The following is an 11882-nucleotide window of genomic DNA, read 5'->3' on the forward strand; positions in this document are numbered from 1 at the left end:
AGGAAACAGCCACGGAGAAGCGCGGACGGCAACCACCCCGCGCGGGGCGTCAGTTGTCGGGTGAGCGCAGTACCCGGAGGTGGCCTCGGCGAGCGACCTCCATCGGGTCCGCCGTGCGGGCGCTGCCGCCGCCGGCCTCCGCGGCGCGCTGCTGAGGGCGGGCCGCCTCACGTACGGCGTTCGCAAGCGCTTCCAGGTCGTCACCGCTGGGGCGCGCCGGAGCCGAGCCGTCCAGCAGGCGTACGACCTCCCAGCCGCGCGGGGCGGTGAGGCGCTCGGAGTGCTCGGCGCACAGGTCGTAGCAGTGGGGTTCGGCGTAGGTGGCGAGGGGGCCGAGGACCGCGGTCGAGTCGGCGTAGACGTACGTCAGTGTCGCGACGGCGGGACGGCCGCAAGCGGTGCGCGAACAGCGACGTACAGGGCTCACGAGGTTGGACGGTACCGCACTCTTGAGCGGGCCGCGACGACTCTCCATCAGCTCACTCCACCGTGTCGTGCTGTGAAACGCCCCACACGCCCCTCTGAACCCACCGCGCTGACCTGCGAGTAACTCGTCGTCCGGGATGTCGAACGATCTCCGGTTCGGTCAACTTTCCACACAAACCAGGTCAATTAGTGTGAGTTCGTCGGTCTCGGAGAGATGCGGAATCGAGCCCAACCTTGGCTGGAATGGTCATCTGGCGACATGCCGTACTGCCTACGGCGGGGGCCGTGGGGCGGGTGTGCGGCGAGCCGGTTGGACAGGGCGTCGGACACGGCAGGTCAGCGGTGCGGGGCGGGCACGCCGGGCGCGCGCCGGTCGGGAGTGTGGAGCCGGGCGTGGGAACCTCCTGGGGATTACGCTTCCCAGGTGATGGACAACCTCGTACCGCCCCGCACCGCCTCCGCACCCGGGCCCCGCCGTCGAGATCGGCACGGCAGGGGGATGCGTGGGCCCATCGCGCCGCCTCAGGTGCCGCTCGCGGCGAGTCGCGCGGAAGTGTTCGCGGATCTTGTGCAGGACTCCGTGGAGCGGCTGGAGCGGCGGTGGCCGCAGCTGGTGGACGTCGACTTTCTGGTGCTCGAGGTGCCGCGGCTGGATGGGCCGGGAGATGTGGCGTGGAACGACGAGGCTGTGCCGCTCGGGGGGATCGTGCCTGCGCGGGAGGGGCGGGCGGCTCGGGTTGTCGTGTATCGGCGGCCGGTCGAGATTCGGACCAAGGGGCGGGATGAGCGGGCTGCGCTTGTCCATGAGGTGGTGGTGGAGCAGGTGGCGGAGTTGTTGGGGCTGAATCCGGAGACTGTGGATCCTCGGTACGGGGAGGACTGAACCCGCCGGGGGTGGCCGGGGAGGGTTTCGCCCCCGCCGCCCCTACCCGCCCCTACCCGTCCTGTCCCGTCCCGTCCCCAGGGCGATGCCCCTTCGACCCCGTCACGCCTCAGAGCTCGGGTGGTGGGGTGTTTCGCGGGTGCGGGTGAGTGGGGGTTGATCGCGCCCACGCGGCGGAGCCGCACATCGATACAGCCCCGCGCCCCTTACTGGGCCTGCAGTACCGACAGGTTCTGGTCTGCTTCTGGGACCGCCACTGTGCCTCTGTCGTCCGGGAGCGTTTGGATGGTGAAGGCGGGGAGCGTGCCTTGTTTGGCTTCCAGGGTTCGGGAGGCGTAGACCGGGCCGCCGGAGATGGGCTCGATGGTGAGGGCGTAGATGCCCTTCAGGGCGGTGGGGGCCGGCATTTCCACGTTCTGGGTCGTGCCCGCCTTGATCGTGAACGTTTTTGTCACGGGCTCGCCCGCCGTGCTGCCCGCCGATGCCGTGACCTTCACTTTTGCCGTGCTGGTGGGAGCCGTGAGGGACAGGGTCGTGCCCTTGGCCCGGTTGTCGGCGGCTGTTGCGCGGGTGCCCACGGGGCGGGTCGCCGGGATGAAGGCCGTTTCCTGGTTGTCGCCCTTGCCGCGGACGACGCGGAGGGCGGCCACGATCGGGATCGACTCGTCCGTGGGGGTCAGGAGGAGGGAGCCGGCTTCGCCGCGGGTGACGTCGCCGAGGTCGGCGGTGGCGGTCATGCCCGCCTTGACGTGCAGGGTCTCGTTGCCCGCGGGGGTGATCGGGCCCGTGGGGGAGGCGAGCCGCAGCTTCAGGTCGGCGTCGGTTTCGCCGGGGGTGAAGGCGACGAGTTGTACGGAGGTGGCGTCCTTCGGGATGCCCGGGAGGACCAGGCTGCCCGCCGGGTCGGTGGCGGCGGCGAGCCAGTCGCCGCCCAGCTTCTTGTCGAGGGCCTGGACAGCAGCGGCGACCCGGCCGCTGCGGACGCTGACGTGGACCGTGAGGCCGGTCTCCTTCTCCGTCGCGAGCGTCGACAGCAGAACCGGTTCGCTGGAGCGGGGCTGCACCGTGATGCCCTCGCCCACCGTGGACTCCAGGGCGCCGTCCTTGCCGTAGAGCTCGATGTCGACGACGGCCGCCGAGTCGTCCGGGTTGGTGAGGTGGACGTAGTCCGTGCGGTCGGCGGCCGTACTGGCACCCGGGAACCAGAACTCCGTGTCCGGGGCCGTGCAGTTGACGCCGAGCAGGCCGCGGCCGGTGCCGGCGGTGACCTCGGTGGTCTCCTGGACGGTCCAGCCCGGGGCGAACTTCCCCTGGGCCGTGCCGAGCAGCGCGGGCGCGTCGCCGCCGTCGGCGCTGCCGGTGGCGGGTCTGCCGGCTTCCTTGACTTCGAACACCGGCTTGCCGGTCTTCTCGGTCTCTTCAGCCGCCTTGTCCTCGCCCTTGTCCTCGCCCTTGTCCTCGTTCGTGTCCGAAGAATCCGCGGACTCCGAGGGATTCGGGGATTCCGACGGTTCGGTCGACTCCGCGCCCGCCGCCGTCAGTTCGGCGCTCCCGTCGCTCGCGGTGCCCTTGGTGACGGCTGTGAAGGACGTGTACGCGGTCTCCGCGACGTCCGAGGCGCTCGGCTGAGGGCAGAGCAGACTCGTGCGCGCCACGGGCAGTTGGGCTGCCGACTCGGTGGGGGTGTCGCCGCTTGAGGTGTCGGGCGCGGTGAGCGCGGCGAAGCCGGTGACGGCGGCGAGGGCGGTCGTGCCGGCGATGAGGGACAGGGTCGTGCGGTTCACTGCTGGCTCCCGTCGGGGCGCTCACTGTCGGCGCCGGTGCCGTGCGACGGGTCGTACGTCGCATCGTAGCCCTGGGTGTACGTCTGGTCGTACGAGGCGTTGTTGCCTCCGTAGGAGGCGTACGGGTCGTACTGGGCGCCCTGGTAGGGGTCGGCCTGGTAGTGCTGCTGGTCGTACGTGCCCGGCGGGTACTGCTGGGTGGCCTGGTACTGCTGGTCGTACTGGCCGTATTCGGCCGCGCCGACGCCCGCGTGGCTCGGGGTCTCCCAGTCGGCGTACGGCTGCTGCTGCGGGACGGCGGTGGGGGCGAGGGCCTCCTCCGAAGGAGGAGGTGTGGTGGCGTCGGCGGACTGTTCGACCTCGGCCTCCGCCTGGGCGCGCAGACGGCGGGCGCGGCGGCCGTCGCCGGTGACATCCTGGACGGGCACGGCGACAGGCTGCTCGTCGGGGAGGTCGTCGTCGACGTCCCGGCGGCGGCCGGGCAGGGCGAGGACGACGAGGACGACAGCGAGCGAGCCCTGCGCCCACAGCCAGCCGGTGTGGCTCACCGGGGCGTCGTAGGTGACGTCCAGCCTGCCGCCGTCGACGGGCAGTTGGAAGCCCTGGGCCCAGCCGTCGACCGTGGTGGGGGTGAGCGGTTTGCCGTCCAGGGTGGCGGTCCAGGACTCGTCGGCGGTGTCGGCGAGGCGCAGCACGCGGCCCGACGTGCCTCCCTTGATGGTGGTGTGCACGTCGACGGGGCCCGCGGCGACGGCCTGCGGGTTGCCGGAGGAGGCCTCGATGGTGACACGGGCGACCTGGCGGTCCACGCGCCACAGGGCGCTGCCGTCCTGCTGGCTGAGTCGGCTCAGGCCGGGTGTGGCGTCCAGGACGCGGCTGACCTCGCGGGGCGCGCCCTGGCGGACGAGGACGTAGCGCACGGCGAAGCCGCCGAGTTCGTCGGCCTGGTCGGCGCCGGAGCCCGCGACGAGGTTGGCGACGACCTTGTCGAGTTTGTCGTTCTCGCCGGCGGCCGCGGTCAGTTCGGCGTCGCCGAGGCGGGCGCCGGAGCCGCGGACCAGGGTGTAGTGGACCTCGGCGGTGGAGGGGCTGTCGAGGACCAGGGTGCGGGCCTGGTCGCGGGTGCCGCTCTCCTCGGCGACGAACGCGGGCACCTGGACGGGGTCGCGGCGCTCCAGGGGGCCGTCGGCGCCGCCGATCATCCAGCCGGCGGCGGCGAGCAGCGGGCCGACGGCGGCGGCGAGTGCGATGAGCGCGGCCACCGGCTGGCGCCAGCCGAAGCTCTGCTCGGCCACGCGCGCGCGTGCCCCGTCGGCGCCCAGGGTGGCGGCGGCGAGGAGGGCGATGCCGTAGACGAGGGTCGCGGGGCCGGCCCAGGTGGAGCCGTTTGAGAGGACGGCGAAGACGAGGGCCACCAGGGCGGTCGTCCAGGCGGTCCGGATTCCCAACTGACGTTCCGAGCGCAGCAGGGCGGCGAGCGCGGCGAGGACGACGCCGATGAGCGTCAGGCCGCCGACCGTGCCGGGCCCTCCGGGGCTGATGCCGAGCAGATCGGTCGCGGAGGCGGTGCTCGCGCCGTACTCCATGCCGGCTTCCTGGAAGAAGCCGAACGGCAGCAGCGTCAGCGACCAGGGGGCGAGGATCAGCAGCGGGGTGCCCAACTGGGCGAGAAAGCGCGGTCCGTAGGCGGTGATCTCGCGGCGGCGCACGGCGAGCAGGGCGAGGCCGAGGATCAGCGCGATGGGCCACACGATCGGGGTGAACGCGGTGGTGATCGTCAGCAGCAGCGCGTACGCCCAGGTGGCGCGCCAGCTGCCGCGCGCCCCCGTGCTGTTCGTGAGCCCTCCTGCGGCGGCGCCCGCGCGGGCGATCAGGGGCAGCAGGATCGCGAGGACGGCGGTGCCGATGCGCCCGCCCGCGAGTGCGCCGGTGACGGCGGGCAGGAAGGCGTAGACGACGGCCGCCCACGCGCGCAGCAGCCGGGACGGGACCAGGGGCCGGGAGGCGAAGTACGCGGTGAATCCGGCCAGGGGCACGGAGGCCACGAGGAGCACGGTGACCGCGAGTCCGGTGGAGCCGAGCAGCAGGGAGGCGAGCATGGCGACGATCGCCAGGTACGGCGGCGCGGCCTCGGCGCCGCCGGCACCGACCGGGTGCCAGGCGTCCAGGTAGCGCGACCACAGCTCGGCTGAGTCGGCGGGGGCGGGCAGCAGGGCGCCGCCCGTGAGCGCGCCGCCGCCGAGCAGTTCACGGCAGGCGACGAGCGAGGCGAGGAGCAGGAGGGCGAAGAGCACCGGGCCGGGCTTGCGGGCGATGCGCTTGAGCCGGGCGAACTGCTCGACTTGAAGGAAGTCGGCGTCCTCGTCGCCGGGCCCGGACTCGACGGCGCCGCCGTGGCGTCCGGCCGAGGAGGTCTCGGTGTCGGAGCGGCCGAACAGATCGCCCGCGGCCTGCTCGACGGTGGCCCGGACGGTCGCGCCGGGCGGCGGGAACAGCGCCCTCAGCTCACCCTTGTCGAGCTGCGGGGCACCTCTTCTGCGCCGCCCGGCGATGATCCGCTCGGGCCGCAGCAGCACGCTCAGCAGACCGCGGATCTCGTCGACGGCCTGTCCGGGGACCTTGCCGACGAGATAGGCGACGGTTCTCAGAAGCGTGCCGAGGACGACGCGCAGCAGCACCCAGGGCAGCTGTGCCGTACGGGAGTTGACCAGGAGGGTGTAGACGGCGCCCGCCTTGTCGACCATGTGCGGGGAGGCCGCGTTGCGGCCCACGCAGTCGACGGTGCGGCGCTCGCGGGAGGACGCCTCGGCGTGCCGTACGACCGCTTCGGGGGCGACGAGGACGCGGTGCCCGGCGGCGGTGGCGCGCCAGCACAGGTCGACGTCGTCGCGCATCAGCGGCAGTCGGCGGTCGAAGCCGCCGAGCTCCTCGAAGACGTCGCGGCGGATCAGCATGCCGGCGGTGGAGACGGCGAGGCTGGGCTTGACGTGGTCGTGCTGGCCCTGGTCCTGTTCGCGGCGGTCCAGGCCGGTCCAGCGGCGGCCGGAGTTGGCGATGGTGACGCCGACCTCCAGCAGCTGGCGGCGGTCGTACCAGCCGCGCAGTTTGGGGCCGACGACGGCCACGTCGTCGCGGCCGAGCTCACGCTCGTTCTCCACGACCCGCAGCAGCTGGGCGAGGGCGTCGGGGTCGGGGGCGCAGTCGTCGTGGAGCAGCCACAGCCACTGGACCGGTTCGCCGTGTGGGAGTTCCGGCATGTCGTACGCGTCGTCGCGCCAGGTGCGGGTGACGGGGTCCCAGCCGCTGGGGCGTCTGAGGTACGCCAGGTCGTCCTGGGTGAGCACGCCCGCGGTGCGGTTGGCCTCTTCCACGGCCTGGCCGAAACCGGTGCGTCGGGCGAGGTGCAGGACGCGGTCGGGGCCGAGGGCGTCGGCGAGGAGCTGGGCGGAGTCGTCCGCGCTGCCGGTGTCGGCGGCCATGGCGCTCTGGACGGGGCGCTCCTGGCCGAGCAGCCCGGCGAGCGCGTCGGGCAGCCAGCGGGCGCCGTCGTGCGCGACGAGGACCGCGGTCACCACATGACGTGGGAACTCAGGAGTGGCAGCGTCGTGGTGAGCTGTGGTGTGGCTGTGCACGGACATCGAGGTACGGGCCCCGGTTCGATGGACTGCGGTGGACGTCTGTGTCCGGCGGGGACAGCGGGACGTCTCGGACGAGGGCCCACACTAACGGCTGAGCAGAACAGCGGCCCGCCGCCTGTGGATAACCCACCTGCGACGGGCCGTACATGTTGGGTTGTTCCTGTTCGACCGTTCCGGGACGGGGCTTCAGACGGCCGCCTTCTTGAGGCGGCGGCGCTCGCGCTCGGACAGGCCGCCCCAGATGCCGAACCGCTCGTCGTTGGCGAGGGCGTATTCAAGGCACTCGGAGCGGACCTCGCAGGCGAGGCAGACCTTCTTGGCCTCGCGGGTCGAGCCGCCCTTCTCGGGGAAGAAGGACTCGGGATCGGTCTGGGCGCACAGCGCGCGCTCCTGCCAGCCGAGTTCCTCGTCCGCGTCGTCGACCAGCAGTTGCTGCACGAGCTCGGTCATGTGCGCCCCTCGTCCGTCTTTCGCGTCCCCGTCGTGCGGCCGTTACCGATTTCGGCTGAACGACACGAGTGAAATTACAAGTGTGCTGCTACGGGCGAGTCAAGCCGAGATCTGCTATTGGGCCCCTTATTCACTCTGCGGAACCAAGGCTATGCGGAAAGTGTTCAAATCGGCATAAACCTGACAGCAGCTTTACGGCGGACGGGAGTTCCGAAGTTCCGCGGCGGGGTCTCCCTCCCTTACGGAAGAAGACGCCCAGGAGTTCGATCTCGTTCCGACTCGTTCGCAGCCGACTCGCTCCGGGCGTGCCCGGTTGTGCGCCATGTCTCCCCGGCTCCCCCTGCACAAACCTTTCACCGCGCGGATGCACCGGAAGAGGTGAAGCGGCATCCACATACCGGCGTGAAGTTGACAGCGGAGGTGTGAACCGATGTCCTTGTGGGCATGCTCGCGAACTTGGCACTCACCTCGACCCGCACCGCCGGGTCCCACGGTGCTGCCCGCGCTCGCTGTAGCTGTTGCTGTCACAGCTGTTGAGCCCCACGCGCTCCGGCTGCCACTGAGCCTCTCTCGGCTCGGCTGCTGTTCCCATGCGACACCCAGCCATCGCCCACGCACTCTCCGCCGAGGAACCCCTCACCCCATGAACAGCGACAGCGACCTGCAGATCGCCGGCGACATCCTCGAAGTACCGCACCTCCTCCAGGCACCGCGCCAACACCCGGTCACCGTGGCCGAGTTCGCCGGGCTGGCGCGCTCCATCGCCGAGGACCGCTCCCAGTGGGAGCACCTCGTCGAGTACGACGCGACGACTCGCTGGTACCACCGGCTGCGGACCGGCCCGGGGTACGAGGTGTGGCTGCTGTCCTGGGTGCCGGGGCAGGGCACGGGCCGGCACGACCACGGGGGCTCGTCGGGGGTGCTGACGGTCCTGGAGGGCACCCTGACGGAACACAGCGAGCGGGGCACGCGCGCGTTGGGCGCCGGGTCGCAGCGGGTCTTCGCGCCGGGTTACGTGCACGATGTCGTCAACGACACGCTGGAACCGGCCATAAGCCTGCACGTCTACTACCCCGGCCTGACGGACATGCCGATACACACGAAGACCTGCGCGCGGGAGACCGTGGCCGTAACCGGGTGAGAACCGGCCGTAGTCGCGGTCGGGCGGACCGTTGTCGTACCCGCCTGCCAGACTTGCTCCCATGCGCATTGTGGTTCTGGCAGGTGGCATCGGCGGTGCCCGGTTTCTGCGCGGTCTGAAGCAGGCCGCGCCGGAGGCGGACATCACGGTCATCGGCAACACCGGGGACGACATCCATCTCTTCGGCCTGAAGGTCTGCCCGGACCTCGACACGGTGATGTACACGCTCGGCGGCGGCATCAACGAGGAGCAGGGCTGGGGCCGGGCCGACGAGACCTTCCATCTCAAGGAGGAGCTCGCGGCGTACGGCGTCGGGCCCGAGTGGTTCGGGCTCGGCGACCGGGACTTCGCAACCCACATCGTGCGGACCCAGATGATCGGCGCCGGTTATCCGCTGAGCGCGGTCACCGAGGCGCTGTGCGACCGGTGGAAGCCCGGTGTCCGGCTCATTCCGATGACCGACGACCGCGTCGAGACCCATGTCGCCGTCGAGGTGGACGGGGAGCGCAAGGCGATCCACTTCCAGGAGTACTGGGTGCGGCTGCGGGCCTCCGTGCCGGCCGAGGCGATCGTGCCGGTCGGCGCCGAGCAGGCGAAGCCCGCGCCCGGGGTCCTGGAGGCCATCGCCGAGGCGGACGTGATCCTCTTCCCGCCGTCCAACCCCGTCGTCTCCGTCGGCACCATCCTCGCCGTGCCCGGCATCCGGGAGGCGATCGCCGAGGCCGGGGTGCCCGTCGTCGGCCTCTCCCCCATCGTCGGGGACGCGCCCGTGCGGGGCATGGCCGACAAGGTCCTCGCCGCCGTCGGCGTCGAGTCCACCGCCGCCGCGGTCGCCGAGCACTACGGATCCGGGCTGCTCGACGGCTGGCTCGTCGACACCGTGGACGCGGGCATCGTGGAGCGCGTCGAGAACGCGGGGATACGGTGCCGGGCCGTACCGCTGATGATGACGGACCTGGACGCCACGGCGGCCATGGCCCGCGAGGCGCTGGGCCTGGCGGAGGAGGTACGGGGAGCGTGAGCGGCACGAGCGTGGGAGACGGGCTCGCGGGGCCCGGCTACCGGGTCTGGGCGCCGACCGGTGTGCCCGAGGTGCAGGAGGGTGATGACCTCGCGAAGCTGATCGCCGCGGCCGAGCCGGGCCTCGCCGACGGGGACGTACTGCTCGTCACCTCGAAGATCGTGTCCAAGGCCGAGGGGCGGCTCGTGGAGGCAGTCGACCGGGAGGCCGCCATCGACGCCGAGACCGTACGGGTCGTGGCGCGGCGCGGGGCGCTGCGGATCGTCGAGAACCGGCAGGGGCTGGTCATGGCCGCCGCCGGGGTCGACGCCTCCAACACCCCTTCCGGGACCGTGCTGTTGCTGCCCGAGGACCCCGACGCCTCCGCGCGGGCGATCCGGGACGGCATCAGGGACGCGCTCGGGGTCGACGTCGGGGTCGTCGTCACCGACACCTTCGGGCGGCCCTGGCGGGCCGGGCTGACCGATGTCGCCATCGGGGCGGCGGGCGTGCGTGTGCTCGACGATCTGCGGGGCGGGACGGACGCGTACGGCAATCCGCTCAGCGCGACCGTCGTGGCGACCGCCGACGAGCTCGCCGCCGCGGGTGACCTGGTGAAGGGGAAGGCCGCCGGGCTGCCGGTCGCCGTCGTGCGGGGGCTGGGGCATGTCGTGGCCGATGACGGTGGGGAGGGGACGAAGGCCTTGGTGCGAGGGGCCAGGGACGACATGTTCCGGCTGGGCACCTCCGAGGCCGTACGGCTGGCGGTGACCCAGCGGCGTACGGTGCGGGCGTTCACCGACGAGCCGGTCGACCCGGGCGCCGTGCGGCGAGCCGTCGCCGCCGCCGTGACCGCGCCGGCGCCGCATCACACCACGCCGTGGCGGTTCGTGCTGCTGGAGTCCGAGGAGTCGCGGGTACGGCTGCTCGACGCCATGCGGGACGCATGGATCGCGGATCTGCGGCGGGACGGCAAGAGCGAGGAGTCCATCGCGAAGCGGGTGCGGCGGGGGGATGTGCTGCGCAACGCGCCGTATCTCGTCGTGCCGTGTCTGGTGATGGACGGGGCGCACACGTACGGGGACGCGCGACGGGACGGTGCGGAGCGGGAGATGTTCGTGGTCGCCGCCGGGGCCGGGGTGCAGAACCTGCTCGTCGCGCTGGCCGGGGAGCGGCTCGGGTCCGCGTGGGTGTCGTCGACGATGTTCTGCCGGGATGTCGTGCGGGAGGTTCTTGCGCTGCCGGAGGGGTGGGATCCGATGGGGGCGGTTGCGGTGGGGCATGCGGCGGCAGAGCCTCCGGCCAGGGCGGGGCGGGAGGCGGGGGCGTTCATCGAGGTTCGGTGACGGTGGTCGGGGGGCCGTCGCGCCTACGGTTCGGGGGTGGTTTGTGTTCGGTGCGCGACTGCGGGTGGGTTGTGGTTGCTCGCGCCCACGCGGCGGAGCCGCATATCGGTACAGCCGCGCGCCCCTTAGAAGCATCAATGTGCCTCTACTCTCATAAGGCACTGCATCGCTACTCCTAGGACCTCACTCGTGGCCGGACGTTTTACTCCTCGACCCACTCGCACGACTGTGCGGGGTGGGGTGCCTCGGCAGGCGGTCGCGGCCGGGGTGCGGCGGGAGTGGGTGCCGGAAGGGCCGCTCGATCTTGGGCTGGTGCTTGGGCCGCTGCGGCGGGGGGCCGGGGATCCCACGTTTCGGGTGACGGCTGATGGGGCCGTGTGGCGGGCCTGTCGTACGCCCGTCGGGGCCGGGACGTTGCGGGTTGTGGCGCGGAGTGGGGTGATCGAGGGGGAGGCCTGGGGGGCGGGGGCCGAGTGGCTGCTTGACCGGCTTCCCTCGTTGCTCGGGGCACTGGATGAACCCGAGGTCTTCGTGCCTCGGCATCGGGTCGTCGCCATGGCCTGGCGGCGGCGGCCCGGGTTGCGGTTGACGCGGACCGGGCTGGTGTTGGAGTCGTTGATTCCGTCCGTGTTGGAGCAGAAGGTCACCACGGGTGAGGCGTATCGGGCTTGGCGGCTGCTCGTGCGGAAGTACGGGGAGCCGGCACCGGGGCCGGCGCCTTCGGGGATGTTCGTGATGCCCGCGGCCCGGGAGTGGGCGTTGGTTCCGTCGTGGGAGTGGCACCGGGCCGGGGTCGACAACAAGCGGGCGTCGACGATTCTGCGGGCGGTTCGGGTGGCGGGGCGGCTGGAGGAGGCCGTGGAGATGTCGCCGGAGGAGGCGCGGGCTCGGTTGGAGTTGGTGTCGGGGGTGGGGCCGTGGACCTCGGCGGAGACTGTGCAGCGGAGTCATGGGGCGGCGGATGCGGTGACTGTGGGGGATCTGCATCTGCCGGGGATCGTGGGGTATGCGCTGGCCGGGGATCGGGATGCGGATGACTCGGTGATGTTGTCGTTGTTGGAGCCGTATGCGGGGCAGCGGCATCGGGCGGCTCGGTTGATCTTGTTGTCGGGGCGGGTGCCGGCGCGGCGCGCTCCGCGGATGCCTCGCGTGGATATCGGGCGCCTGTAGAGATGGCGCCTGTGGGGTTTTCGCCCCGCCGCCCCTACCCGTCC

At 71.9% G+C, this 11882-nt stretch carries 9 protein-coding genes; 5 read left to right on the forward strand and 4 right to left on the reverse strand.

From position 1 onward, the window contains the following. Positions 1-49: 49 nt before the first annotated feature. Complete coding sequence (locus CES90_RS31120) at positions 50-475, reverse strand: DUF3499 domain-containing protein (protein WP_149828978.1); 426 nt, start codon at positions 473-475, stop codon at positions 50-52. Positions 476-853: 378 nt separating this feature from the next. On the opposite strand from CES90_RS31120, the gene CES90_RS31125 reads away from it, so the two are divergent. Beyond that, positions 854-1309, forward strand: a complete 456-nt coding sequence (locus tag CES90_RS31125) for a metallopeptidase family protein (RefSeq protein WP_189782903.1) — start codon at positions 854-856, stop codon at positions 1307-1309. A 206-nt stretch (positions 1310-1515) separates the two neighbouring features. On the opposite strand, the gene CES90_RS31130 is transcribed toward CES90_RS31125, so the two are convergent. The 3 genes from CES90_RS31130 to CES90_RS31140 all read right to left on the reverse strand — a co-directional run bounded on the left by CES90_RS31130 (position 1516) and on the right by CES90_RS31140 (position 7181). After that, positions 1516-3093: a DUF5719 family protein gene (locus tag CES90_RS31130; RefSeq protein WP_189782689.1), complete on the reverse strand. Its 1578-nt coding sequence runs from the start codon at positions 3091-3093 to the stop codon at positions 1516-1518. After that, positions 3090-6731: a glycosyltransferase family 2 protein gene (locus tag CES90_RS31135; protein ID WP_189782690.1), complete on the reverse strand. Its 3642-nt coding sequence runs from the start codon at positions 6729-6731 to the stop codon at positions 3090-3092. The genes CES90_RS31130 and CES90_RS31135 overlap by 4 nt, the downstream gene beginning before the upstream one ends. A gap of 186 nt (positions 6732-6917) precedes the next feature. Beyond that, positions 6918-7181: a WhiB family transcriptional regulator gene (locus tag CES90_RS31140; protein WP_003975777.1), complete on the reverse strand. Its 264-nt coding sequence runs from the start codon at positions 7179-7181 to the stop codon at positions 6918-6920. A gap of 643 nt (positions 7182-7824) precedes the next feature. Between CES90_RS31140 and CES90_RS31145 the strand changes: the two genes are divergently transcribed. From CES90_RS31145 to CES90_RS31160, 4 genes are all read left to right on the forward strand, one after another. Further along, positions 7825-8322 (forward strand): cysteine dioxygenase, encoded by a 498-nt coding sequence (locus tag CES90_RS31145; protein ID WP_189782691.1) that lies wholly within the window; start codon positions 7825-7827, stop codon positions 8320-8322. A gap of 61 nt (positions 8323-8383) precedes the next feature. Further along, positions 8384-9343, forward strand: coding sequence for a 2-phospho-L-lactate transferase (gene cofD / locus CES90_RS31150; RefSeq protein ID WP_189782692.1), 960 nt, complete (start codon positions 8384-8386; stop codon positions 9341-9343). Then, complete coding sequence (locus tag CES90_RS31155; protein WP_189782693.1) at positions 9340-10668, forward strand: coenzyme F420-0:L-glutamate ligase; 1329 nt, start codon at positions 9340-9342, stop codon at positions 10666-10668. Before cofD ends, CES90_RS31155 begins: the two co-directional genes overlap by 4 nt. Positions 10669-10857: 189 nt before the next feature. Next, entirely contained in the window at positions 10858-11838 is a 981-nt protein-coding gene (locus CES90_RS31160; RefSeq protein WP_189782694.1) for a DNA-3-methyladenine glycosylase family protein, read from the forward strand. The last annotated feature ends 44 nt before the right edge of the window (positions 11839-11882 follow it).

This window comes from Streptomyces capitiformicae (genome assembly GCF_002214185.1).
In the GTDB taxonomy this organism is placed as follows: Bacteria; Actinomycetota; Actinomycetes; order Streptomycetales; family Streptomycetaceae; genus Streptomyces; species Streptomyces capitiformicae.